At 49.7% G+C, this 26,235-nt stretch carries 21 protein-coding genes and 4 pseudogenes; 20 read left to right on the forward strand and 5 right to left on the reverse strand.

Annotation, left to right across the window (positions count from 1 at the left end; translation table 11 throughout):
* The first annotated feature begins 27 nt into the window (after window positions 1-27).
* The 7 genes and pseudogenes from msbA (at window position 28) to EH228_RS03470 (ending at window position 5,657) form a co-directional block, all read left to right on the forward strand.
* Entirely contained in the window at window positions 28-1,776 is a 1,749-nt protein-coding gene (gene msbA, locus EH228_RS03440; RefSeq protein ID WP_152320290.1) for a lipid A ABC transporter ATP-binding protein/permease MsbA, read from the forward strand.
* Entirely contained in the window at window positions 1,773-2,753 is a 981-nt protein-coding gene (lpxK, locus tag EH228_RS03445) for a tetraacyldisaccharide 4'-kinase (RefSeq protein WP_152320291.1), read from the forward strand. Before msbA ends, lpxK begins: the two co-directional genes overlap by 4 nt.
* 100 nt (window positions 2,754-2,853) lie before the next feature.
* Window positions 2,854-3,371 (forward strand): annotated as a pseudogene (locus tag EH228_RS03450) (IS1 family transposase).
* 43 nt (window positions 3,372-3,414) lie between these two features.
* Window positions 3,415-3,510, forward strand: a pseudogene (locus tag EH228_RS03455) (IS6 family transposase); the annotation flags it as partial.
* A gap of 138 nt (window positions 3,511-3,648) precedes the next feature.
* The gene (locus EH228_RS03460) at window positions 3,649-3,831 is read left to right on the forward strand and encodes a Trm112 family protein (RefSeq protein ID WP_013201533.1); all 183 of its coding nucleotides are present in this window, start codon (window positions 3,649-3,651) and stop codon (window positions 3,829-3,831) included.
* Window positions 3,828-4,574 (forward strand): 3-deoxy-manno-octulosonate cytidylyltransferase, encoded by a 747-nt coding sequence (gene kdsB / locus EH228_RS03465; protein ID WP_152320292.1) that lies wholly within the window; start codon window positions 3,828-3,830, stop codon window positions 4,572-4,574. Before EH228_RS03460 ends, kdsB begins: the two co-directional genes overlap by 4 nt.
* Window positions 4,575-4,763: 189 nt before the next feature.
* Window positions 4,764-5,657 (forward strand): YcbJ family phosphotransferase, encoded by an 894-nt coding sequence (locus EH228_RS03470; protein WP_152320293.1) that lies wholly within the window; start codon window positions 4,764-4,766, stop codon window positions 5,655-5,657.
* On the opposite strand, the gene elyC is transcribed toward EH228_RS03470, so the two are convergent.
* On the reverse strand, window positions 5,634-6,413 hold the full coding sequence (elyC, locus tag EH228_RS03475) for an envelope biogenesis factor ElyC (protein ID WP_152320294.1): 780 nt from the start codon (window positions 6,411-6,413) through the stop codon (window positions 5,634-5,636). The two genes, EH228_RS03470 and elyC, sit on opposite strands and share 24 nt — an antisense overlap.
* 128 nt (window positions 6,414-6,541) lie before the next feature.
* Between elyC and cmoM the strand changes: the two genes are divergently transcribed.
* From cmoM to EH228_RS03510, 7 genes are all read left to right on the forward strand, one after another.
* Window positions 6,542-7,330: a tRNA uridine 5-oxyacetic acid(34) methyltransferase CmoM gene (gene cmoM / locus EH228_RS03480; protein WP_152320295.1), complete on the forward strand. Its 789-nt coding sequence runs from the start codon at window positions 6,542-6,544 to the stop codon at window positions 7,328-7,330.
* Window positions 7,323-8,645, forward strand: a complete 1,323-nt coding sequence (gene mukF, locus EH228_RS03485; protein WP_152320296.1) for a chromosome partition protein MukF — start codon at window positions 7,323-7,325, stop codon at window positions 8,643-8,645. Before cmoM ends, mukF begins: the two co-directional genes overlap by 8 nt.
* Complete coding sequence (gene mukE, locus EH228_RS03490) at window positions 8,626-9,348, forward strand: chromosome partition protein MukE (protein ID WP_152320297.1); 723 nt, start codon at window positions 8,626-8,628, stop codon at window positions 9,346-9,348. Before mukF ends, mukE begins: the two co-directional genes overlap by 20 nt.
* Window positions 9,341-13,801, forward strand: a complete 4,461-nt coding sequence (mukB, locus tag EH228_RS03495; protein ID WP_152320298.1) for a chromosome partition protein MukB — start codon at window positions 9,341-9,343, stop codon at window positions 13,799-13,801. The genes mukE and mukB overlap by 8 nt, the downstream gene beginning before the upstream one ends.
* 179 nt (window positions 13,802-13,980) lie before the next feature.
* A complete protein-coding gene (ldtD, locus tag EH228_RS03500; RefSeq protein WP_152320299.1) occupies window positions 13,981-15,792 on the forward strand; it encodes a L,D-transpeptidase in 1,812 nt (603 codons plus the stop codon).
* 189 nt (window positions 15,793-15,981) lie between these two features.
* On the forward strand, window positions 15,982-16,533 hold the full coding sequence (mepK, locus tag EH228_RS03505) for a peptidoglycan L,D-endopeptidase MepK (protein ID WP_152320300.1): 552 nt from the start codon (window positions 15,982-15,984) through the stop codon (window positions 16,531-16,533).
* Window positions 16,534-16,575: 42 nt separating this feature from the next.
* Entirely contained in the window at window positions 16,576-17,205 is a 630-nt protein-coding gene (locus EH228_RS03510) for an MBL fold metallo-hydrolase (protein ID WP_152320301.1), read from the forward strand.
* A 214-nt stretch (window positions 17,206-17,419) separates the two neighbouring features.
* Here the strand turns inward: EH228_RS03510 and EH228_RS03515 are convergent, their stop codons facing one another.
* Window positions 17,420-18,610, reverse strand: coding sequence for an amino acid aminotransferase (locus EH228_RS03515; protein ID WP_152320302.1), 1,191 nt, complete (start codon window positions 18,608-18,610; stop codon window positions 17,420-17,422).
* A gap of 346 nt (window positions 18,611-18,956) precedes the next feature.
* Here EH228_RS03515 and EH228_RS03520 point away from each other — a divergent pair.
* From EH228_RS03520 to EH228_RS03535, 5 genes and pseudogenes are all read left to right on the forward strand, one after another.
* A pseudogene (locus tag EH228_RS03520) lies at window positions 18,957-19,508 on the forward strand (replication endonuclease); the annotation flags it as partial.
* Between the two features lie 271 nt (window positions 19,509-19,779).
* The gene (locus tag EH228_RS20405; protein ID WP_240116221.1) at window positions 19,780-20,037 is read left to right on the forward strand and encodes a hypothetical protein; all 258 of its coding nucleotides are present in this window, start codon (window positions 19,780-19,782) and stop codon (window positions 20,035-20,037) included.
* A 499-nt stretch (window positions 20,038-20,536) separates the two neighbouring features.
* Window positions 20,537-22,183: an ATP-dependent nuclease gene (locus tag EH228_RS03525; RefSeq protein WP_152320303.1), complete on the forward strand. Its 1,647-nt coding sequence runs from the start codon at window positions 20,537-20,539 to the stop codon at window positions 22,181-22,183.
* Window positions 22,184-22,404: 221 nt separating this feature from the next.
* Complete coding sequence (locus EH228_RS03530; RefSeq protein ID WP_152320304.1) at window positions 22,405-22,749, forward strand: type II toxin-antitoxin system RelE/ParE family toxin; 345 nt, start codon at window positions 22,405-22,407, stop codon at window positions 22,747-22,749.
* Window positions 22,742-23,080: a helix-turn-helix domain-containing protein gene (locus tag EH228_RS03535; RefSeq protein ID WP_152320305.1), complete on the forward strand. Its 339-nt coding sequence runs from the start codon at window positions 22,742-22,744 to the stop codon at window positions 23,078-23,080. The genes EH228_RS03530 and EH228_RS03535 overlap by 8 nt, the downstream gene beginning before the upstream one ends.
* A gap of 45 nt (window positions 23,081-23,125) precedes the next feature.
* Here the strand turns inward: EH228_RS03535 and EH228_RS03540 are convergent.
* A pseudogene (locus EH228_RS03540) lies at window positions 23,126-23,221 on the reverse strand (ogr/Delta-like zinc finger family protein); the annotation flags it as partial.
* A 465-nt stretch (window positions 23,222-23,686) separates the two neighbouring features.
* Window positions 23,687-23,923 carry a hypothetical protein gene (locus tag EH228_RS03550; protein ID WP_152320306.1) on the reverse strand — a complete coding sequence of 79 codons (237 nt, stop codon included), beginning with the start codon at window positions 23,921-23,923 and terminating at the stop codon, window positions 23,687-23,689.
* Window positions 23,924-24,088: 165 nt separating this feature from the next.
* On the opposite strand from EH228_RS03550, the gene EH228_RS03555 reads away from it, so the two are divergent.
* Entirely contained in the window at window positions 24,089-24,301 is a 213-nt protein-coding gene (locus EH228_RS03555) for a hypothetical protein (RefSeq protein ID WP_152320307.1), read from the forward strand.
* A 564-nt stretch (window positions 24,302-24,865) separates the two neighbouring features.
* On the opposite strand, the gene ompF is transcribed toward EH228_RS03555, so the two are convergent.
* Window positions 24,866-25,939 carry a porin OmpF gene (ompF, locus tag EH228_RS03565; RefSeq protein ID WP_275065352.1) on the reverse strand — a complete coding sequence of 358 codons (1,074 nt, stop codon included), beginning with the start codon at window positions 25,937-25,939 and terminating at the stop codon, window positions 24,866-24,868.
* Window positions 25,940-26,235: the final 296 nt, after the last annotated feature.

Below are 26,235 nucleotides of genomic sequence, written 5' to 3' on the forward strand. Positions count from 1 at the left end.
GGCTATTTCAATTGAACTGGTTAAATAATGCATCAGGATAAAGATCTCTCCACCTGGCAGACATTTCGTCGTCTTTGGCCGATGATCAAGCCCTTCAAGGCAGGACTGATTGTGGCTGCGGTCGCGCTGATACTCAATGCAGCGGGCGATACACTAATGCTGTCACTGCTGAAACCGTTACTGGATGATGGATTCGGCAAGGCGAACTCTTCGGTTCTGATTTGGATGCCGTTGGCCGTCATCGGCTTGATGTTAATACGCGGTGTCACCAGCTATATATCAAGTTACTGTATTTCTTGGGTTTCAGGAAATGTGGTGATGTCAATGCGTCGCCGATTGTTTAGCCATATGATGGGCATGCCCGTCGCCTTTTTCGATCAACAATCAACCGGGACCTTGTTGTCTCGTATCACTTATGATTCTGAACAGGTTGCTTCATCTTCTTCCAGTGCGTTGGTGACGGTGGTACGTGAAGGTGCCTCCATCATCGGCCTGTTCATTATGATGTTTTACTATAGCTGGCAGTTGTCGTTAATCTTGATTTTACTGGCGCCGATTGTGTCCTTCGCGATCCGCACGGTTTCCAGACGTTTTCGTAATATCAGTAAAAGCATGCAGAACACCATGGGGCAGGTGACCACCAGTGCGGAGCAAATGCTGAAAGGGCATAAAGAAGTATTGATTTTTGGCGGTCAGGAAATCGAGAGCCAGCGTTTTAATCGCGTCAGTAATCGCATGCGCCAGCAAGGAATGAAGCTGGTTTCCGCTTCTTCAATCTCTGATCCGATTATTCAGTTGATCGCTTCCCTGGCGCTGGCGTTTGTGCTTTATGCGGCGAGTTTCCCAAGTGTGATGGATACGCTGACAGCCGGGACGATTACTGTGGTCTTTTCCTCTATGATTGCGTTGATGCGTCCGTTGAAATCGTTGACTAACGTCAATGCTCAATTCCAGCGCGGAATGGCAGCCTGCCAGACTCTTTTCTCTATTCTTGACAGTGAGCAGGAAACCGATACCGGTACTCGCGTTATTGAGCGAGCTGAGGGTGATGTGGAATTCCGCAACGTGACCTTTACCTATCCAGGGCGTGAAGCACCAGCATTACATAATATCAACTTGTTGATACCCAAGGGTAAAACAGTGGCTCTGGTTGGTCGCTCCGGCTCTGGTAAATCGACTATCGCTAGTCTGATGACGCGTTTTTATGATATCCAGCAGGGTGAAATTCTGATAGATGGCCATGATCTGCGGGAGTACACCCTCAGTTCGCTGCGTAACCAGGTTGCTCTGGTATCGCAGAATGTCCACTTGTTCAATGATACGATTGCCAACAATATCGCCTATGCCCGCGGTGAACAGTACACCCGGAAAGATATTGAGAAAGCGGCGACCATGGCCCACGCGATGGACTTCATCAATAAGATGGAGAACGGTTTGGATACGGTGATTGGTGAGAACGGTGTGCTGCTTTCCGGTGGTCAGCGTCAGCGTATTGCTATTGCTCGTGCGTTGCTGCGTGATAGCCCGATTCTGATTCTGGATGAGGCGACGTCTGCACTGGATACTGAGTCAGAGCGCGCTATTCAGGCCGCATTGGATGAGTTGCAAAAAAATCGTACTTCACTGGTTATTGCTCACCGCCTTTCCACCATTGAGAAAGCCAATGAGATAGTGGTTGTTGAAGATGGCCATATTGTTGAGCGTGGCAGCCACGCTGACCTGTTGGAGCATAACGGTGTCTATGCTCAGCTACACAAAATGCAGTTCGGTCAATGATTGAGACGCTGTGGAGTGGGCGTTCGGTACTGTATGTGCTGCTGTTGCCGCTCAGCTGGTTATATGGTTTGGTCACTAATCTTATCCGCCTCAGTTACGTTCGTGGGTGGCGTAAGGCCTGGCGAGCACCAGTGCCGGTGGTTATTGTGGGTAACCTGACTGTCGGGGGCAACGGTAAAACACCGGTGGTCGTCTGGCTGGTTCAGGCACTGCAACAACGAGGTCTGCGTCCAGGGGTTGTTTCACGTGGCTATGGCGGGAAAGCTGATCATTATCCGTTGCTGCTTAACGACCAGACGTCCTCTCAGCAGGCTGGTGATGAGCCGGTATTGATTTATCAGCGTACTGGTGCGCCAGTGGCGGTTTCTCCTGTCAGAAAAGAGGCTGTTCAGGCATTGCTGTCAGGTGGTGATATAGATATTGTCATCACCGATGATGGGTTGCAGCATTATGCACTGGCGCGGGATTTCGAAATTGTGGTAGTGGATGGTCAGCGGCGTTTTGGCAATGGTTGGTGGTTGCCAGCTGGACCGATGCGTGAACGTGTATCGCGCCTGAAAAGTGTGGATGCGGTGATTACTAATGGCGGTAATGCGCGATCAGGCGAACTGCCAATGCAACTGCAACCGGGGCAGGCTGTAAATCTCAAAACACACGAAATGCGTCCGGTGAACACACTGGAAAATGTAGTGGCAATGGCGGGGATTGGTCACCCTCCGCGCTTCTTTGCTACGCTGCGTCAGCAGGGGATCGAGCCGGTCAGAGAAGTATCATTTGCCGATCATCAGGAGTACACCCAGCCACTGTTGGCTGCATTGGCGACTGAAGGGCACGTGTTGCTGATGACGGAAAAGGACGCGGTGAAAGCTCGCCATTTCGCAGCTGATAACTGGTGGTATCTACCGGTTGACGCACAGTTTCCCATGGCGGAAAGTGCCGCCTTGCTGGACCGCATTGTTGCCCTGCGGGCTAATTAGGCGCTAATCCATGGCATAAACGCGTTTTTGGCGTATTAAGGGGCGTGTATTCAATCCGTGAACATCATATAAACGCCCCGTTTTTATCAAAGGGATTCTGATGGCTAAGGTTGAGGTAAAATGTCCGTTTTGTAAGCAAACAGACCCAGTGAAAAAGCATGGACAGGGGAGTGCCGGGCATCAACGTTATCGCTGTCAGGCATGCAGCCGAAGCGTTCAACTTGAATATAAATACTGTTGCCTGCCAGCAGGGCATGAAGGATCAGACCCTTGATCTTGCCATGAATAATGCTGGCATCCGCGACACCGCACGAGCATTGTTAATGCCGTTGCGCGCACGCTAAAAAACTCTCGCCGAAAACCGTCACCTCTCTTCCACTGGATAATCTGCGCATTCAGCTCATTCAGCGCATTGGCGAAGTGGATGAAATGTGGTCATTTGTCGGCAATAAAAAGCTGTGGTAGGCATGGGAGCCTCGTCTAAAACGTATTGTTGTCCATGCTTTTGGTCACCGGAGCAAGAAAACACTCCGCACGTTACAGGGGGACTCAACATCAGCTGAAATGCATGACAGGATCATTGGTACGTTTATCGCGCGTGAGCATTATGTATCGTAATACTCATCACCATCTTGAATACATAACCAACTTGCGCAACCTGGAAGTTGTAACCGTCGCTAAGAACGGTGCCAACACGGTAGCGCTGACCACACTCAATGCCGGTAAGGAAAAAGAGGAAGGTATCACAGTCAGGCAGTGCAATGTTTGCTGGCCTGAACCGCTAATGCGATAAAACCAAAAACTGACTGGCTTGACGTCTTTATCGCGGTGGGTTTCCGGTATCGAGCTATGGTATTCTGATGGCCTGTTTGATCAGGCCCACAAGGGAGATATTATGGATCACCGTTTACTCGAAATCGTTGCTTGTCCTGTCTGCCACGGCAAGCTGTATTACATCAAAGACCAGCAGGAACTGATTTGTAAACCGGATGGTCTGGCTTATCCGGTACGCGACGGTATTCCTGTTCTGTTGGAGACGGAAGCGCGTTCATTGACGATGGAAGAGATCCATCCATGAGTTTTGTCGCAATCATTCCTGCCCGTTTTGCTTCCACGCGACTGCCAGGGAAGCCGCTGCTAGATATCCACGGCAAGCCGATGGTGGTTCATGTGATGGAGCGTGCACTGGAATCGGGGGCCGAAAGAGTGATCGTGGCGACTGATAATGAACAGGTGGCGCGTGCAGTACACGCTGCGGGCGGAGAAGTCTGCATGACCCGCGCTGACCATCATTCTGGTACGGAACGACTGGCTGAGGTTATTGAACGCTATCAGTTCCCGGATGATACGGTGATTGTTAATGTGCAGGGCGATGAGCCACTGATCCCGCCAGTGATTATTCGTCAGGTGGCTGATAATCTGGCAAAAAGCACGGCGGGGATGGCGACACTGGCGGTGCCGATAGTGTCGGCAGGAGAAGCTTTCAATCCGAATGCGGTGAAGGTGGTGAGGGATGCGCAGGGTTATGCTTTGTATTTTTCTCGCGCGACGATCCCATGGGATCGTGAACGCTTTGCCGCTTCGCGTGAGACGATTGGCGATCACTTCCTGCGCCACATTGGGATCTACGGCTATCGTGCGGGCTTTATTCGCCGTTACGTCAGTTGGGAACCCAGCCCGCTTGAGCAGATTGAGCTGTTGGAACAATTGCGCGTACTGTGGTACGGCGAGAAAATTCACGTGGATGTGGCAAAAGCGATCCCGAGCGTAGGTGTTGATACGCCAGAAGATTTGGCACGAGTACGAGACGCAATGCGGTAATTTTTCTGCCGGGCCACCCCACCTGTGGGTTCTGGTCTCAATGAGGTGAAGCTGGCAGGCCGAATGACACCACAAGAAAAGGGATCCCGATTAGCCTACATAGGTAAGTGATTCAGGTAACTGAATGCGTCAATGCGCCAGCGGCTTGAAGTATGATGAGTGTTACTTTGTGTGACTAAGGAACAGCAGATGGAACAACTTCGTTCAGAACTTTCGCTGGTGCTGGGCGAGACACTCAGTCGTCTTGATTGTATCAGTGAACAGCCTGATGCCAGCCTTTATTCACTTTATGATCAGCAAGGTCGCTCTTTGCCGTTGGTGGCAAAATACTATAACGCTAAAGGTATTGCCTCCCAGGAAGCCTACAAGTTGTCAATGCTGGCCCGCGACAGCACCATTCGCATACCGGCGGTCTATGGTCTGATCGTCAGTCAGCAGCAGCCAATGCATGAAGTTTTGCTGATTGAGCGGATGGGGGGGATGTCTGTGGAGGCGCCAACCCGTACGCCGCAGCGCTGGCTACAACTGCAGGAGCAGGTTGTCGGGGCGCTGCTGGCCTGGCACCGCATCGACAGCCATGGACTGGTCGGCAATGTCGACAGCACCCAGGAAAATCACTGGGTAGCCTGGTTTATGCAGCGTGTCGAAGTGTTATGGTCGACGCTGGGTTTTTTGCGGCCAGAGACGTTGAGCATGGAGGTGCGGCAGGTGCTGTTTCGCAGTCGTCAGAATCTGGCGCACTTGTTCGATGATTTTGACGATCCCTGTGTGTTGGTACATGGCAATCTTTCATTACGTAACATGTTAAAACAGACCCGCAGCGATGAATTGTTCGCCATGATCAATCCTGGCACCGTTTTGTGGGCTCCCCGTGAATACGAGCTTTTCCGTTTGTCTGAGGAAGGTCCAGCGGAAACATTGTTGTTTCACTATTTGCAGCAGGCTCCGGTTGCCGAAGGGTTTATCGCCCGTCGCTGGCTTTATATGTTGTGGGATGAAATAAGCCGACTGATCCAGACGGGGCAGTTTGATCGCTCCCGCGTTGATCGTGCTGCGGCATTACTGCTTCCCTGGCTCAACTGAAGGCAGGGTGATAGCCTGCCACCATCGGCCAAGCGCCTCGTAAATCGCCCGATCGCTGTGACTCAGCCACAAGGAGGATGGAATGGCTTTTTCCCACAGATTCAGCGGAGAGGTGATCGCCAGTTGATTCGCGGGAGCAGGCAATGGGTGCAGTCCTTGTTGTTGGAAGAAAATCATCGCCCGTGGCAGATGCGAAGCTGAGGTCACCAGCAGGAAAGGACGATTGCCGACGACCTGTGCCACGTAGTGGGCTTCCTGGCGGGTGTCGCGCGGCTGGCTGAGTGTGATGATGTCGTCTGCCGGCACCCCCAGCGATTGCGCCACACGGGAAGTGACCTCTGCTGAACTTAGCGGATTATTCTGGGTCGCCGCACCCGTAAAGACCATCTTAGCGCCAGGATTTTCCCGCCACAGGCGGATACCTTCAGCCAGTCTTGGCAGGCTGTTGTTGAGCATATTTGAGCTGGGCGCCCACTGTGGGTTCCACGTATAGCCGCCGCCGAGTACCACCACATAATCTACTTTCTGACTTCCCTGCCAGGTAGTATAGCGATTTTCTATTGGCTTCAGCAGGCCATCAGCGACAGGTTGCAGGCTAATCAGCATCAGGATAAGCCAGGCGCAGGAGAGGATGATTTTGCCGGTTTTCTGCCAGCGGCTGAACCAGAGGAATAAAAGTCCGCCTGCCATCATCAACAGCAGGAGAGGCAAGGGCAGTAACAGGCTACCGATCACTTTTTTAAGTACAAAAAGCATGAAAATGGACTCCTTTTGTTCGAAAAAACACCACCCGAAAGCGAAGCAGTGACTGAAAGGTTCATTCTCTGCCAGTGTATGCCAAAATAGACTGTAGATTCATCCATTGACCCGTCCGGAGCCTGACTATGCAGGATCGCAACTTTGATGATATCGCGGAAAAATTTTCGCAGAATATCTACGGTACCAGCAAAGGCCGCATTCGCCAGGCTATTGTTTGGCAAGAGCTGGACGCTATTTTAACGACATTGCCAGACCGTCCGTTACAGGTACTGGATGCGGGCGGCGGAGAAGGGCAAATCGCTTGTGGGCTTGCTGCCAGAGGGCATCAGATTTTTCTCTGTGATTTGTCCTTAGAGATGTTGCAGCGTGCGCGGCTTCATGCTGAAGAAAAAGGCGTGAGTGATCATATGCAATTTAAACAAATTAGCGCGCAACAGGTCGGTCAACATTTGGATAAGCGCGTCGATCTGGTATTGTTTCATGCTGTGCTTGAGTGGGTGGCTGAGCCTGAAGCGGTTTTGGCCGCGTTGTATGAGGTGCTGGCGCCAGGCGGCGTGCTTTCATTGATGTTTTACAACCTCAACGGCTTGATGATGCAAACCCTGATATTGGGCAACTTTGGCTATATGCAGGCTGACTTGCGTAAACGGAAGCGGAAGACACTGTCGCCGGACTACCCTCGTGAGCCGGAGCAGGTTTATCGCTGGTTGGAAGAGGTTGGGTTTACGCTGGAAGGTAAAGCCGGCATCCGTGTCTTTCATGATTATATGCGCGACAAGCACAAACAGACTGAACGCTTTGAGGAAGTTCTGGCGCTGGAAAAACGCTTCTGCCGCCAGGAGCCATTTTTAAGTTTAGGCCGTTATATCCACGTTACAGCACGGAAACCCATCGACAGGAAGAACTATGAGTGAATTTTCCCAGACGGTACCGGAACTGGTTGCCTGGGCGCGAAAAAATGACTTTTCCGTCACATTGCCTACCGAACGTCTGGCATTTTTGCTGGCAATTGCCACCCTAAACGGGGAACGCATGGATGGTGAGATGAGCGAAGGCGAACTGACCGATGCGTTCCGTCACGTGAGTGAAGGATTTGAGCAGACCAGCGAAACGGTCGTAGCTCGCGCCAACAACGCGATTAATGATATGGTGCGGCAGCGGTTGCTCAACCGCTTTACCAGTGAGCATGCGCAAGGCAATGCCATTTATCGTCTGACGCCGTTGGCTATCGGCATCACCGACTATTACATCCGTCAGCGTGAATTCTCTACGCTGCGACTTTCCATGCAGTTGTCTATCGTGGCTGGTGAGCTGAAGCGCGCGGCTGATGCGGCCGATGAAGATGGTGATGATTTCCATTGGCACCGTAATGTCTTCGCGCCGTTGAAATATTCCGTGGCGGAGATATTTGACAGCATCGATATCACCCAGCGCATCATGGATGAGCAGCAGCAGGCGGTGAAAGACGATATTGCGCAGTTGCTGAATAAAGACTGGCGTGCAGCGATTTCCAGCTGTGAGTTGTTGCTGAATGAAACCTCCGGCACGTTGCGTGAGCTGCAGGATACGCTGGAGGCTGCGGGCGATAAGTTACAGGCTAACTTGCTGCGTATCCAGGAGGCGACGATGAGCAGCCCGGATCTTGGCTTTATCGATAAGCTGGTGTTTGATTTGCAGAACAAACTGGATCGTATCATCAGTTGGGGCCAACAGGCGATTGATCTGTGGATCGGTTACGATCGCCACGTGCATAAATTTATCCGTACCGCTATCGATATGGATAAAAATCGGGTCTTTGCTCAGCGCTTGCGTCAGTCGGTACAAAACTACTTTGACAGTCCGTGGGCTTTAACTTATGCCAATGCGGATCGTCTGTTCGACCTCCGCGATGAAGAGTTGACGCTGCGCAATGAAGAAGTCACCGGAGAGCTGCCTTCCGAACTGGAATATGAAGAATTTAATGAAATTCGTGAACAGTTGGCGGCAATGATTGAAGAAGCGCTGGCAATCTATCAAGTGCAGAAAAAACCACTCAATCTGGCCGAGGTGATGCGTGAGTACCTGACACAGTATCCTCGCGCCCGTCATTTTGACGTGGCCAGAATTGTCGTCGATCAGGCTGTGCGTTTAGGCGTGGCCGAAGCAGATTTTTCCGGCCTGCCTGCAGAATGGCAGGTCATTAATGATTACGGAGCCAAGGTACAGGCGCATGTCATCGATAAATATTGAACAAATGATGCCAGTCAAACTGGCGCAAGCGCTGGCTAACTCCCTTTTCCCAGCCCTGGACAGTCAACTGCGTGCTGGTCGCCATGTGGGTATCGAAGAGCTGGATAATCATGCCTTCCTGATGGATTATCAGGAATATCTGGAAGAGTTCTATGCGCGATACAATGTTGAGTTGATCCGCGCACCGGAAGGTTTTTTCTATTTGCGTCCTCGCTCCACCACCTTGATCCCTCGTTCGGTGCTTTCTGAACTGGATATGATGGTTGGAAAAATCCTCTGTTATCTCTACCTTAGCCCGGAACGTCTGGCCAACGAGGGGATCTTCACCCAGCAGGAATTGTATGACGAACTGTTATCGCTGGCTGATGAAAGCAAATTGCTGAAGTTGGTTAACCAGCGTTCAACCGGTTCTGACCTTGACCGCCAGAAATTACAGGAAAAAATGCGCGCATCGTTAAACCGCCTGCGTCGTCTGGGGATGGTGTGGTTTATGGGAAACGACAACAGCAAGTTCCGTATTATGGAGTCAGTTTTTCGTTTTGGCGCGGATGTTCGTAGCGGTGATGATGCCCGTGAAGCCCAACTGAGAATGATCAGGGATGGTGAAGCCATGTCGATTGAAAGCGGGTTGGTTTTGTCCGACGACAGCGATGAGGACAGTAACGCGTCCGATAACGATAACGCGGAGAATGACAATGATTGAACGCGGAAAGTTTCGTTCCCTGACGCTGATTAACTGGAACGGTTTTTTTGCCCGGACCTTCGATCTTGATGAGTTGGTCACTACGCTATCAGGAGGAAACGGAGCGGGAAAATCCACCACCATGGCGGCCTTTATCACCGCGTTGATCCCCGATCTGACGTTGCTGCACTTTCGTAACACCACCGAAGCGGGCGCAACTTCCGGCTCACGGGATAAAGGATTGCACGGTAAGCTGCGTCCGGGAGTCTGTTATGCGGTGTTGGATGTGGTTAACTCACTGCATCAGCGAGTGATCGTGGGTGTTCGTTTGCAACAGGTTGCCGGCCGTGATCGTAAGGTGGACATCAAGCCGTTTAGTATTCACGGTTTACCGATGGCAATAAACCCGACCGAAGTGCTTACCGAGACGGTTAATGCCCGTCAGGCGCGCGTACTGCCTCTTAGCGAGCTTAAAGATAAGTTCGAGGCGATGGAGAGCGTACAGTTTAAGCAATTTAACTCGATCATCGATTATCACTCACTGATGTTCGATCAGGGGATTGTGGCGCGTCGTTTACGCTCAGCGGCTGATCGTAGCAAATATTACCGTCTGATTGAGGCCTCGTTGTATGGCGGGATCTCCAGTGCTATTACCCGTTCGCTGCGTGATTATCTGTTGCCGGAAAATAGCGGGGTGCGTAAGGCTTTCCAGGATATGGAAGCTGCGCTGCGTGAAAACCGCATGACGCTGGAGGCGATCCGCGTTACGCAGTCTGACCGCGATCTGTTCAAGCACTTGATTTCCGAAGCGACCAACTATGTGGCTGCCGATTATATGCGTCATGCCAATGAGCGGCGGATCCATCTCGATAGCGCCATGTTGCAGCGTAGCGAACTGTTTGGTAGCCGCCAGCAATTGGCGGCAGAGCAGTATCGCCATATTGAAATGGCACGTGAGCTTAGTGAGCTGAATGCTGCGGAAAGTTCTCTGGAAATTGATTATCAGAGCGCCAGCGACCACCTGAATCTGGTGCAAACGGCGGTACGTCAGCAGGAAAAAATCGAGCGCTACGAAGGTGATATCGATGAGCTGACCTACCGTCTGGAAGAGCAAAATGAGGTCGTGGCAGAAGCGCGGGCAGTACAGGATGAAAACGAAGCGCGTGCTGAAGCGGCTGAGTTGGAAGTCGATGAGCTGAAAAGCCAACTGGCGGATTACCAACAGGCTCTGGACGTACAGCAGACCCGGGCCATCCAGTATCAGCAGGCGCTTGCCGCTTTGCAACGGGCGCAACAAATTTGTCAGATCCATGATCTGAACGTGGAAAATGCTGAAAGCTGGCAGGAAACATTCCAGGCGAAAGAGCAGGAAGCCACCAACAATCTGCTGATGCTTGAGCAGAAAATGAGCGTCGCGGAGGCGGCTCATAGTCAGTTTGAGCAGGCTTTTGAACTGGTTACCCGCATCGCCGGGCCAGTCAGCCGTAGCGAAGCGTACCCGACCGGGCGAGCGTTGTTGCGTGATGCCAGCAACCAGCGCTATCACGCCGAACAGTTGCAATCGCTGCGCGGGCGTTTGTCTGAGATGGAGCAGCGTCTGCGCGAGCAGCAGGAGGCCGAACGCCTGCTGAATGAGTTCTGTAAACGCCATGGTCGGCAGTTTGATCCGCAAGAGCTGGAAGCGCTGCAACACGAACTGGAAGCGCGTATTGAACAGCTTTCTGAGAGCGTATCGGAAGCCGGTGAACGGCGGATGGAGATGCGCCAGGAACTGGAGCTGGTGCGTGAACGTATTGCCCGGCTGACCAAACAGGCTCCGCAGTGGCTGGCAGCACAGGAAATCCTCACCCAACTTGCTGAACAGACCGGGCAGTCGCTGGAAAACAGCCAGCAGGTTACGGCGTTCATGCAGCAGTTGCTGGAGCGCGAGCGCGAAACGACGGTTGAGCGCGACGACGTCGCCGCCCGTAAACGTGAGGTCGAAAAGCAAATTGAGCGTCTCAGTCAGCCTGGTGGAGCAGAAGATGCACGCCTGAATAACCTGGCTGAGCGTTTTGGCGGCGTGCTGCTGTCCGAAATTTATGATGATGTGACTATTGAAGATGCACCGTATTTCTCGGCGCTTTATGGGCCTGCACGGCATGGCATCGTGGTGCCGGATCTGTCACGGGTACGCGATCTACTGGATGGTCTGGAAGATTGTCCGGAAGATCTTTACCTGATTGAGGGGGACCCGCAATCTTTCGATGACAGCGTATTCAATGTAGAAGAACTGCAAAAAGCGGTGGTGGTGACAGGCGATCGTCAGTGGCGTTATTCCCGTTTCCCGAAAGTCCCTCTCTTTGGCCGCGCGGCCCGGGAAAACCAGCTTGAACGCCTGCATGCTGAAAGGGAAACGCTGGCTGAACGTTATGCCACATTGTCATTCGATGTACAGAAAACGCAACGTTTGCATCAGTCTTTCAGTCGCTTTATCGGTAGTCATCTGGGCGTGGCGTTTGAGCCAGACCCGGAAGCGCAAATCCGCACACTCAGTAGCCGTCGCAGCGAGCTGGAGCGTGCGTTAGCCGCGCATGAAAGCGAAAACCAGCAGCAGCGTCAGCAGTTTGAGCAGGCGAAAGAGGGGATCGCGCAACTGAACCGCCTGCTGCCTCGCATCAACTTGCTGATGGATGAAACCTTACAGGATCGCTATGACGAGATTCTGGAACGACTGGATGAAGCACAGGAGGCCTCACGTTTCCTGCAACAGCATGGCAACCAGTTGGAGAAACTGGAGCCATTAATTTCCGTGTTGCAGAGCGATCCGGAACAGTACGAACAACTCAAACTGGATTATCAGCAGGCGCAGCAAATTCAGCGCGATGCACGTCAGCAGGCTTTTGCGATTACAGAGGTGGTCCAGCGTCGTGCGCATTTCAGCTATGTTGATTCCGCCGGGATGCTGGATGGCAATAGCGATCTGAATGAAAAACTGCGTCAGCGTCTGGAGCAGGCTGAAGCCGAGCGAGCCCGTGCGCGTGAGCATCTTCGCGCACATCAGGCGCAACTGACTCAGTATTCTCAGGTTCTGGCCTCGCTGAAAAGTTCTTACGATGCCAAGCGAGATATGCTGAAAGAACTGCAGCAGGAAATGCAGGATATTGGCGTACAGGCCGATGCCAGTGCGGAAGAGCGTGCACGTCTGCGTCGTGATGAACTGTATTCCGCCTTAAGTAACAACCGCGCCCGCCGTAATCAACTGGAGAAACAGTTGACCTTCTGTGAGGCGGAAATGGATGCGCTGCAGAAAAAACTGAAGCGTGTGGAGCGTGATTATCATCAAAGCCGTGAACAGGTTGTCAGTGCCAAAGCGGGTTGGGTCGCGGTATTACGCATGGTGAAAGACAACGGCGTGGAGCGTCGATTACACCGCCGTGAGCTGGCTTATCTGGGCGGTGACGAACTGCGTTCGATGTCGGATAAGGCGCTGGGAGCTTTACGCCTGGCGGTAGCCGATAACGAACATCTGCGCGATGTGTTGCGTCTTTCCGAGGATCCTAAACGTCCTGAGCGCAAAATTCAGTTTTTTATCGCGGTGTATCAGCATCTGCGTGAGCGTATTCGTCAGGATATTATTCGTACTGATGATCCGGTCGACGCCATCGAACAGATGGAAATCGAGCTGGGCCGTCTGACAGAAGAACTGACAGCGCGTGAGCAGATGCTGGCGATCAGCGCGCGCAGCGTATCGAATATTATTCGCAAGACGATCCAGCGAGAGCAGAACCGTATCCGCCAGTTGAACCAGGGCTTGCAGAGCGTCAGCTTTGGTCAGGTGCATAGCGTTCGCCTGAATGTTAACGTGCGTGAGTCGCATGCGACACTGCTGGATGTCCTGTCTGAGCAGCACGAGCAGCATCAGGACCTGTTCAACAGTAATCGCCTGACCTTCTCTGAAGCGCTGGCGAAGTTGTATCAGCGTCTGAATCCGCAGGTCGATATGGGCCAGCGTACGCCGCAGACCATCGGTGAGGAGTTACTGGATTACCGTAACTACCTTGAAATGGAAGTGGAAGTTAATCGTGGTTCTGATGGTTGGTTGCGTGCGGAAAGCGGCGCGTTGTCAACAGGGGAAGCGATTGGTACCGGGATGTCGATTCTGGTGATGGTGGTACAGAGCTGGGAAGAAGAATCACGTCGCCTGCGCGGCAAAGATATCTCCCCTTGTCGTCTGCTGTTCCTTGATGAGGCGGCCCGTCTGGATGCAAAATCCATCGCGACATTGTTTGAACTTTGCGATCGTCTGGAAATGCAGTTGATTATTGCTGCGCCGGAAAATATCAGTCCGGAAAAAGGCACTACCTACAAGTTGGTTCGTAAGGTCATTAACAATACTGAGCACGTCCATGTCGTTGGGTTGCGCGGTTTTACCGCTGAGCCGTCAGCGGCTCATTCCGTCGTGCATGCAGAGAGCCCACAGGCTTCTTCCTGAGGATGACCATTGAAATAATGCGCTGCCAGATATAGAAAAAAACCTGCCAGCGCATTACTCTACTCTATGGTATTTGCAGCAGTTAGGACAAATGCCGTTTTCTTTTTCTATAATTATAAATAACAATGACTAATCCACCGATGGTCATCGTCTCTTTCGTCAGTTACAGGAGACACAGGATGTTGCTGACAAAATCATTTTTTGCAAGGTTAACACTGTCGGGTGCTTGCCTGACGCTGGCTTTTGGGGTGGTTTTTCCTGCCACGGTAAGTATTGCTCCAGTATCTGCAGCCGTGGCTTCCTCATTCACTGTGGCTCAGGCGAAGTCACGGCTGTTATCTGCCGTTCACACTGGTTATCGTCCTTTTTTCCTGAATGCGTTAGCGCCGTTGTATGCTTCGTCCGGGATGCAGCCGATGTGGCAGGATCGTCAGGCAGTACAACAATTTCAGCAGCAACTGGCCGAAGTGGCCATTTCTGGCGTGCAGCCGCAGTTTACCCAATGGGTTAAAATGCTCACCGATCCGTCGATAACCGGAATGGCCCGCGATGTGGTGCTGTCCGATGCCATGCTCGGTTACCTGCAATTTGTCTCGTCTGTCCCTGTGAAAGGTGAAACCTGGCTGTACAGTAGCGCGCCTTACAAACTTGAGGCACCGGCAATGTCAGTTATCGAACAGTGGCAACGCGCGGTACGGCAGGGCAACAGTAGCGTGTTCGTCGCATCGCTTGCGCCACAGCATCCACAATATTCCCTGATGCATCAGGCGTTGAAGACCTTGCTGGCAGACAATCGTCCCTGGCCGCAACTGATGGATAAACAATCGTTGCGTCCTGGTCAACTGAGTGAGGATATTCCAGCCCTGAGGGAAATATTACAGCGTACCGGGATGATGACGCCGGGTAATGATTCTCCCAGGCCCAATGATGATGCGGTCCCAACGGCCAGTGTGGCGGCTTCAGTTGTTGATAAGAATGTGGTGGTCAGTCCGTCAGCGACAACACTACCTGAAAACGGGCTGGTGACGACGCCACTGGCTGTTGGTCAGGTGCAGGGAACGGCAATGCCTGTCGCCTCACCTCACGTTTATGCAGAGGATTTAGTCGATGGTGTGAAGCGTTTTCAGCGCTGGCAAGGGTTGGAAGCGGATGGCGTGATTGGTCCGCGGACCCGTGAATGGTTGAATGCTTCACCACAGTTACGGGCTGCGTTGCTGGCGCTGAATATTCAGCGTCTGCGTTTATTGCCGGATGACATGCACAACGGCATTATGGTCAATATTCCTAACTATTCGCTGATCTATTACCTCAATGGTAATCAGATACTTAAGTCACGGGTGATTGTTGGTCGTCCTGATCGTAAAACGCCATTGATGCGTAGTGCGTTGAATAATGTGGTGCTCAATCCACCGTGGAATGTGCCAACCACACTGGTACGCCAGGATATTATTCCGAAAGTGAAACAGGATCCGAGCTATTTATATAAGCACAACTATACGTTGCTATCAGGCTGGAGCAGTGATGCGCAAGTGATTGACCCGTCGATGATCGACTGGCGGATGATCTCTGCTGCATCGTTTCCTTACCGTATCCGTCAGGCGCCAGGGGCGACGAACTCGCTGGGGCGCTATAAATTTAATATGCCCAGTTCGGATGCGATTTATCTGCACGATACGCCAAATCACAATCTGTTCCAGAAGGATATTCGTGCTCTGAGTTCGGGCTGCGTACGCGTTAACAAAGCGTCTGAGTTGGCCAACCTGCTGTTGCAGGATGCTGGCTGGAATAATACGCGGATTTCCAGCACGCTGAAGGAAGGGAATACCCGCTATGTGCCGATTCGGCATCGTATTCCCGTTAATCTCTACTATTTGACGGCATGGGTATCTGACGATGGGAAGGCGCAATATCGCACAGATATCTACAATTATGACATGACTGCCCGTTCCGGTGCGCAGCTGATGTCCGTCGCGGGCCAATTATTACTTTAGTCGCGTAATCGGGCAGGATTTGACTTCATCGTCATTGAAGTCTGTATGGTGGGCACGACAGGAGATTTGCTATTTGTCGTGCTCCATCACATTTCTTGAGTTGACTCCGCATTTTTCCCCAGGTATGGTCTCTGACGGTAACTTTTTTTCGCACCATTTTCAGACAATGCAACTGGGTAATACAGCTTAATGGATAAATTCGATTCCCACCGCCGTAAATGGCTGATTATGGGAGGCGCTGCATTGGGTTTAGCGCTACTTCCCGGACAGGCCTTTGCCTCATTTTCCACTTCCCGTCCTCGTGTGCTGACACTGAATAACCTGAATACCGGCGAAAGCTTGAAAACGGAATTTTTCAACGGTAAAAGTTATGATAAGGGTGAGTTGACACGTCTTAACCATTTTTTCCGTGATTACCGGGTGAACAAAATTAAGAGTATCGATCCTCACCTTTTCGATCAGCTTTACTGTTTGCAGACCCTGCTGGATAGCCGCAAACCGGTACAGCTGATTTCCGGTTACCGCTCGGTGGCAACCAATAATTCAATGCGCCAGAACAGAAGAGGGGTGGCGAAACACAGTTATCATACCCTGGGGCAGGCGATGGATTTCCATATTGAAGGCATTTCATTGAGTAACGTTCGCAAAGCCGCACTTGCCATGAAGGCGGGGGGAGTAGGATACTACCCGAGCAGCAACTTTGTGCATATTGATACCGGGCCCGCGCGGCACTGGCAATAAAATGAAACCCGTTCAGCAGTGTGCTGGTGGTAATGGAGCGTTATGGACTATCAAATTATTCCGGTAACCTCGTTCGCACAGAACTGCTCGTTAATTTGGTGTCCGGTAACTTTACAAGCTGCGGTGGTCGATCCGGGTGGGGATGCGGAAAAAATTCGGGCGGCTGTGGCAGAAAGCGGTGTTAACGTCACACAAATTTTGCTAACGCATGGTCATTTGGATCATGTGGGGGCAGCGACCGACCTGGCGACGTTTTATGGTGTTCCGGTGGTGGGGCCTCATCGGGCTGATGCTTTCTGGCTGGACAGCTTATCCGTGCAGAGTCAACTGTTCGGTCTGTCGGACTGTACGCCAGTGCAACCGGATCGTTGGCTGGAAGAGGGGGATACTGTTCAGCTAGGGGAAACCACGCTGGAGATCCTGCATTGTCCAGGTCATACGCCAGGGCATATCGTGTTCTTTGACCGGACGGATCGTTTGCTGGTATCGGGGGACGTGATTTTCAATGGGGGGGTAGGGCGTACTGACTTTCCGCAAGGCAGCCATACGGATTTGATCGCGGCCATCAAGCACAAGCTGTTGCCACTGGGAGATAACGTCACCTTTTTGCCGGGCCATGGTCCGATGTCAACGCTGGGACGTGAACGAATCTCTAATCCCTTTTTACAGTAATTGTCTGAAGTAAAAAAACAGCTTCCAGGTATGCCAATCGTTTAAGCGTACCTGAACTCTTCTGTCTGTAAGAGAGAGCCTGGGATCAGTTTCCTGCTTGCGGATTTTTGTTGCCAGCTAAAAACCACGTCTTGTGGACGTGGTTATCAATAGATTTTTGACCCTGCTTTTTAATACACGCCAGTGTGCTTTTACCACCCACCATCAGGAGGAATTACAGCACTGCGACGATGGCTTCGCACAGCGCCGACATATTGTCCGGCGTCATCCCCGCCACATTGACGCGACCAGAATTAACCGCATAGATGGCGAACTCCTCACGTAAGCGGATAACTTGCTCTTTGGTCAGGCCACTGAACGAGAACATGCCGTTCTGGCTGATAATAAAACGGAAGTCATCTTTCGCGCCTTTCTCCTGCAGAGTATTCACGAACAACTGACGCATACGATGAATACGCTGACGCATATCACTCAGTTCCTGTTCCCAGAGCGCCCGCAGCGCATCGTTACCCAGGATCGTCGCCACTATGGCAGCGCCGTGAGCCGGTGGGTTGGAATAGTTGGCGCGGATGGTGGCTTTGACCTGGCTGAAGGCAGTATCAGCAATACCTGACTCACTGGAGACCAGGGTGAATGCACCGACGCGTTCGTTATAGAGGCCAAAGTTCTTGGAATAAGAGCTGGCGACGAGCAGTTCCTGATGGTCGGCAGCAAAAATACGCAGGCCTTCAGCATCTTCTTCCAGACCCCGGGCAAATCCCTGATAGGCAAAATCGAACAGTGGCAACCAGCCGCTGTTTTTCGACAATTCGGCCAACTGCGACCATTGTTCCACGGAAGGATCGACACCGGTCGGGTTGTGGCAGCAGCCGTGGAACAACACAATATCGCCAGCTTTGGCTTCACGCAGTGCGTTCAGCATTCCATCGAAATCCAGCGAGTGATTGACCGCATCGTAATAACGGTATTCACAAACCTCCAGTCCGGCGGACTCAAAGACATTTTTATGATTTGGCCAACTTGGCTGACTGACCCAAATACGTTTGGCGTGGGTCTGAGTGGCGATGAAATCGGCAGCGACACGCAGGGCACCGGTGCCACCTGGCGTCTGCGCAGTCCGGGCACGTTTTGTGCTGATGATGGCATTCTCTTTACCAAACAGCAGTTCCTGGGTACAGGCGGCGAAGTCGGGCAGGCCATCAATGCTCAGGTAGTTTTTAGTGGTTTCATTTTCCAGCAGATATTGCTCAGCTTTTTTTACGCTGGTCAGCACCGGCGTTTTGCCGGTTTCATCTTTATACACGCCGATGCCGAGGTTGATTTTATTTGGGCGGTCATCAGCACGAAAAAGATCGGCTAAACCAAGAATGGGGTCTGCAGGGGCAGCGGCAATGCGTTCAAACATAGTCAAAGTCCGTTAGCGTATGAAGCGAAATGAGGACTCAGGGTACCGCCATGGCGCACAAATTGCCAACCGTTTGCACGAAAAAGAAGGCGCAAAATCGGGCATAAATCAAAGAAAATGAAAACGGGGCGTAAAGCCCCGATAACATGGTCAACAAAAACAATAAGTTATAATACAATCAATGGCTTATATGGTCAATAAACCCAGGGGAAACCGCCAAAAACAAGGTGATTTGGGCAAAAAGTGGACACTATAGCCAGTTAAATCCACGGGCCATTATCATTATCCCCGCGATACGCAAAAATACTTATGTGGAGTCTGGGCGCGTACCCGTGCAGCCTGGCGGCGCAGGAGGATCCGCGTTTTTGGGTTTCGTGTTGTTGAACCACATCATGATGGAACGCCGCACTGGCATTTACTCCTGTTTATGGCGCCGGAACATGTAGACGAGGCCAGCGATATTTTTTGCGCATATGCGCGACGTGATGACGCCGAAGAGCTGCTGACGGATGACGCGCGGGTAGCCCGTTTTCATGCCAAACCGATTGATAAATCACGCGGCAGTGCCACGAGATATATAGCGAAATATATCTCAAAAAATATTGATGGTTACGCGCTGGATGGCGAGATCGACGATGAGAGCGGTCAGCCGCTGAAAGAGACCGCCCGGCGAGTCAGCGCGTGGGCATCACGCTGGCGTATTCGCCAGTTCCAACAGATAGGCGGCGCGCCGGTCACCGTTTATCGCGAGTTACGCCGGTTACTCTTACACTGCACCCGGAAATTTCCCCGGCCCATATGGCCGCAGATGAGGGGGACTGGGCCGGATACACCAACGCACAGGGCGGACCACTGGTCACGCGCGACGCTATCCCGGTTCGCCTTAATTACGAAATAACCAAAAACGGCAACGCTTACGGCGATGATGTTACGCGGGTGGCGGGTATCTACGCACCGGCAGCGAGGCCGAATTCTCTTATTTATACCCGCGCCACCACTTACAAAATTGTTCCCGCTCTAAAAGCGATGGGGGTGATGTTGACCTTCAGGGCGCAGCCGCGCCCCCTTGGAGTTCTGTCAATAACTGTACGCCGACCGATCGCAGCGATCCGGCGGCGTCGCCATCAGACCCGGTCATAAACGACTGTGTCGGCTGTGATTTCGACAAGATGACGCGGCAGGAACGCCGTGAACTGGCGGACAGACTGAGGAAAACCATCAAAAAACGGTATAAAACGCGAGGACTGGAAACGCGATATCCGCCTGACAGCAGCCCTGTTGCCGTGAAACTGGCTGAGCAACTGACCCGGATTGGGATAGCGCCGGAACCGTGGGAGCTGGGTGCGCTGATTTCTGGTTCTGTGGTAGATTTTGGCGCGGGTCATACGTTCAAGATTACCGCCGGGCGACTGATTTATTTGGGATAACGAGTATCGATGGTGGTCATAAACTTAGAACGCAATAATGCAGCAGGTTCAGATCAGTTTATACATAATTTAATGGCTGATACATCATAAAGATAAAAAAGTATTGAATTATAAATATATAGGTATTAACTTCATACGAGTAAAAAAATCCAGCCAAATAGCTGTTCCATATAGTAGATTACTTAGTAATTAATAGTGATTATTTCATTATTAATCACTACGGCTTTGGAACCTTGATATCAGAGACTTTCGGAATGGAAAACGGATCCTCCTTATACTACAAAGGCTATGTAGGTATAGCAGTATTAGGAGAAGCTATTTAGAGCAAGTTAGTCATAACTAGGTGATGAATATCATGATATTAATTTTCATTCCTATTGACATATTCTTCTGGGTTTTATATTTAAATCCATAGAATGATGGATGGAAATTTACTGACGAAAATTTCTATCCATTTTCATGATGTTAAGTTCAATTAATTATCAATAAGGATGTTCCTATGAAATTGTCTGCATTACTGATCTCAAACTTTAAAGGCATAAAGGATGAAGTAAAAATACTCATCGACAACATTGTTGTGCTGGTGGGGCCTAATAACAGTTGTAAGTCCACTATTCTGGATGCATACGAAGCCTATGTTTCGATGGGGAAGTCATTAACACTTGACCACTATCATGGTCGAGAGGCTAATAAGCCGGTGGTAATTACTGGAATTTTTAATGATATAACTAAGGAGGATATTGACACTTTAGGGCAAGAATGGCACTTGCAGAACGATCCTGAGTTTGGTGACTGTGCAAAATTTCAAATCCGTTGGGAAACTCCAGATGAAGATGGTTTCAAGTATAGCTTTAGCAACAAAATAAATGATTGGAAGAAAGGCGGAGCTGGTGGATGGGACACATTACTGCAAAGTAGATTGCCAATTCCAGTACGATTAAATCCCAATGATAATTATGATGAACTAGAGAAGGTAGTAAAAGATTTAGCATCAAAAAATGCTGCTAAAAAGTTAAAAGATGATAAAAGTAAAATATCTGGAATTGTTGCGGAAATAGAAAAGCTTGCTAAAGAGGTCGATGAAGAATTATCTGGAGATATTGGGAAGTTAAGTGATAAAATAGAGTTGGAATTAAAAAAGTTATTTCTAGATGCTACTGTTAGCTTTGAAACTGGTGTTGGGAGATTTAAAGCAGAGGATGCGATTAGAGATGGTAGTAAGTTTATTGTTAAAACGAGTGATCATCCGTCACCCTTAGAGCATCAGGGGACAGGCATAAAAAGAGCTTTTTTATGGTCTGCAGTGAATGCGCTATGTAGCGAGGGAATGTATAAAAAAGGTAAAAAAATAATTGGAAATGAAGCTCCTAAAGTATTATTGATTGATGAGCCGGAAATAAATTTGCATCCATCCATAATTAGAGCTGCTAGAAAAGCTATTTATGCTTTAGCGGATCTGGATGGATGGCAAGTTATATGTACTACACACTCTCCAGTATTTATTGACCTTACGCAAGACCACACTACACTAATAAAAGTATCTAATAACCAGAAAGGAACTTTTTACTTCCAGACGGATAAAACACGTTTTAGTCCTGATGAGAAAGATAACTTAAAGATACTAAATCGATGCTGTCCTACAGTTAATGAATTCTTCTTTTACCCTAATTCAATATTAGTTGAGGGTGATACAGAATATCTGGCCTATCAGTATCTTATTGAAAGAAGTGGTCTTGAGGGAAGCTATTGTGTTATTAATTGTAGAGGAAAGGCAAATATTCCAACATTTATAAAAATATTTGATCAATTCAATGCGAATGCCATAGCGATTCATGATCTAGATACAAAACTTAGAAAGGATGGAGCACCGAATGGTATGTGGAAAATTAACTTAAATATAAGAGAACTGGCAGATGCAACAGGCGGGAGAGTTAGAACAGTTGTTCATAATCCTGACTTTGAAGGTTTTTATCTTCATAAATCACCATCAAAAGACAAGCCTTATAACTTATTTACTCATTTAATGTTAGCTGACTTTGAAACAAATGAAAAATATAGGGAATTAAGGGAATCTCTAAATGAAATTATTAATGGAACTCATAAAGGTTTATATACTACAAAAGCGGAGCTTGATGCAATGGCTTAACGATATGCGATATACAATATGTAGATAAATCATTCGCAGCGCTTTCAGGTAAGCGCTGTGGTGTATGTTAGATTTTCTCTCTTAGCTGATAGCCATACTTATCAGTTTTCTTACTACTGAATACGCCGCATTGGACGCTGAAAGCAGCACTGTCGCTTGACATTATTTGTTGGTATGTATAAAATTTTATACATAATTTAAAGGGAGAGGAAGATAAACGGATGGCAGATAAAGAACTCAGATGGCGTGGCTCTGCTTTATCTGACTTGCTGACTTTTCCCGTTGATGTCAGAAAACAGGCCGGTTTTGAGTTAAACAAGGTACAAAAAGGTAAGACCCCCGGTGATTTTAAGGTTATTAGTGACTGGGGCGCGGGAGTGACTGAAATCAGGCTCCGGGGAGAAGATGGTATCTTTCGCATGGTATATGTTGCGAAGTTTGAAGAGGCTGTTTATGTACTCCACAGCTTCCAGAAAAAGACCCAAAAAACCAGCCCTGGCGATGTGGTGATTATTAAGCAGCGTTATAAAGATCTGGAGCAGGAGCGGAGGAAAAAAAGTGACTGATAAAATTGAAACAGGAACCACCCACGTGACCAAAGCTGACGGGAATGTTTTTGCTGATCTCGGATTTGAACCGGAAGAAGCGACCCGGCTTCTTGCTCAGTCAAACGCCGAGATTGCAAGGGCTGATGAACTCAAAAAACAGCTTATGCAGGCGATCTCTGAATGGATACAGGAAAGCGGCTACAGGCAGCTGGATGCTGCAAACATCCTGCATGTTTCCCGCCCCCGGATTTCTGATCTGGTGAACCAGAAAACGGATAAATTTACACTGGATTCACTGGTTGGAATGCTGGGCAGTGCCGGTAAAACGGTGCGCCTGCAGGTAGAGTGATCTGTACTGCCAGTACGGAAAAACCCCGCTTTCGCGGGGTCTCTGTTATCGGGCCTGTAGCAAATCAAGGGCGATTTGTCGTTCTTCCGGCCGCAGCCGTTCAATCAGCGCCTTGATCAGTTTGTTACCATTCAGCCCGCTGAGGCCCCTCAGAATCGGCGATGTTGGCCAGAATGGCAGTCTGGCGGTCGGCGGTAATCTGACGGAGACAATCAGCGACATCCGTTCAAGTGTCGCACCGGTTCAGGAGCTGCTGGCGCCCTCTGTGCGCATCGGCAGCGCGGAAACCAATATCCTGGCCCTGATGGCTGACATCCTCGGTGTTATATTCAGCAACTGGCGGAGCAGACCGCCAGTCATACGTACAGTAATACCGGCGCACCGCAGAACAGCAGCGCCATTGCGGCGACCGTCAGTCTTAACGAAAAATATTCTCCTTCCATTGCCTGATTTCAATCACTATCCATCCTGACACCCTGTAATTTCCTCAGGGGGGTTTTATGTGCAAGTCATCTCTCTTTCTGCCTGAGATCACAATCTCCTGACAGAACCCCGCATGTGGAGTAAAAACCGGCATACGGAAACCCATCCCGGACGTAAACGGCGCTACACCGCACCCGCCTGCACTATTTGGATCTTAATTTTTTTGCAAAAGAAAAATGTGGCAAATGAATCCGCCAGACCGCGCCAGTGCGGGGCTTCCGTGCTATATGCGGTTTTGCAATCAGCGCAACGTTCTGCAAAACATTGCACAAAAGATCGTATTTTTTTGTTGAGCATAATTGCTGGATCTTCTGGTGCCTGAGGTAATGAAATGATTTTTAATAACGTTATATATTTCAATACGCTTTTTCTTATGAACTGATTTTTTACTGAAAAAAACAACCCATGGAAATGCCATTTAAAATTAGATATTCTTAATGTTAAATATTAGCTCCCTGCAAGGAAAAGGTATGGACGTAAAGCAAATTGCCCACGGGAAAATCATTGGGTAACAGGGAAGAACCTGTGCGTCGTTTGATTACTGTGGTTATAACTGACTTTTACCAAAAGCTGGACGATAACGGAAAAGAGGGCATAAATAATAAAATCGGATATGGGGCAGGTAGATTGGGTGGGAAAACGGGTGCGCAATTTATGCTTGCACATACAGCAGCAAGTTTGATGTTACGTAAATCAGTTTCGACCTATGCATGGCGTAAGTTTATCCGTTACGTGTAACTTTCTCCTTAAACATGCTTATGACGCAAGGGCTGATAGAGGAAGCTGCCGAAGCATCCAGGCAAATGCAGCGCAATTATCCTCAGACTTACTATAAGGTTTCGCGTGAAAACCTTGATATGGTTTACTTTCTCGTTGAGCCACAACTTGAACCATATCTTAAGTACATCAACAGTCATCCAATGATCTGCAAGGGAATTCAGAATGAACTCTGTAAAATCCTCCCTCACTAAGGTGGGTAAATTTGTTAGCTGGGGGCTTCTCATATTCTTGAAGCTACCATTACCGGAGTGTGCTCAATAGCGGCCTTTCTGTCACTGTTTCTGCTTGATGGTGGTGTGATGAAGTTAGTGGGATTCGTGGGATTTTTTATCCTTGGGTATTTACTCACACTGGGGCTGGGTTTGCTGAGAGGGGAGCGCTAGCATGTGGCAGGTTCAGATACACCGTTTTCCCGAAGCATGGTTACTGTGTGGATATTTTTTAAATCATATAGTTAAATAGATTGAAAACGGGGCGTACAGCCCCGTTTTGTGATAGTGCCATAATGGATATCACGGGTAATTAGAACTGATAAACCAGACCTACCGCGACGATATCATCGGTGTTCAGACCCAGTGGATTGTTGTTATTCAGCAGGTTGATTTTGTAGTCGACATAGGTAGACATGTTTTTGTTGAAGTAGTAAGTCGCGCCGACATCAACATATTTGTACAGGTCGGCATCGCCAACGTTTTCGATGTCTTTACCTTTAGACTGTACATAGCCCAGAGATGGACGCAGACCGAAGTCGAACTGATACTGAGCAACCAATTCAATGACCTGAGACTTGTTAGCGAAGCCAGTATTGCCAGCGGCGTCTTCAATATATGTCGCATTACGGGTTTCACTGTACAACGCCGCCAGGTAAACATTATTCGCATCATATTTCAGTGCGGTTGCCCATTGCTGAGCTTTGTCACCACGGCCATAAGCAGCCAGGTTCTGCTCGTTGGTACGGTCACCAGAGGCATAAGCACCTACGATGCTAATACCGATTGGAGAAGTATAAGAGGTTGACAGACCCCAGCCATCGCCGTTAGCGCGACGGATGTCACTACGGTCATTTTTACCCTGGTACTGGACTGCAAAGTCCCAGCCGTCAACCAGTCCAAAGAAGTTGCTGTTACGGTAGGTCGCCAGACCGCCAGAACGACCGGCCATGAAGTTATCAGAATACCCAGAGTCGCCACCAAACTCTGGCAGCATATCGGTCCAGCCGATAGCATCATAAACCACGCCGTAATTACGTCCGTAATCTAAAGAACCGTATTGCGCGAATTTCAGGCCAGCAAAACCCAGACGCGTTTTGTTACCATCCTGAGCGTCATCACCTTCAGAGTTGTTGGCCTGGACGTTGTATTCCCACTGACCGTAACCAGTCAGTTGATCATTGATCTGTGTTTCCCCTTTAAAGCCAAAACGAATATAGCTCTGATCGCCATCGTTATTTGCGTCATCAGAGAAATAGTGTAGAGCGTCAACTTTGCCATAGAGATCCAGCTTATTGCCGTCTTTGTTGTATACTTCCGCTGCATTGGCTGCACCAGCCGCCAGCAACGCTGGGATTACCAGTGCCAGAATATTGCGCTTCATCATCATTTTATTACCCTCATTGGAGTTATCTGGACACCTGCCACTGCCGTCAAAAATTCTTTACAGAACTTTGAAGAGAGTTTGGTGTCTTCCTGTGTCTGCACGCATCTTTCCATTCACCGGGCTGTTAATCTAGCTCGAAAATGCTACTAATATCTCATTTATGTTTTTTTTGGTAATTTTATATTACAAAATGTAATAAATGCGAAGCTTTGTGAACAATGTCATAATTTACATAAATAAAAAAGGCCAGCATGGCTGACCTTAAATATATATATGAATTTCTTATGTTTAATGCT

The organism is Erwinia endophytica, assembly GCF_009295515.1.
Taxonomy (GTDB): Bacteria; Pseudomonadota; Gammaproteobacteria; order Enterobacterales; family Enterobacteriaceae; genus Erwinia; species Erwinia endophytica.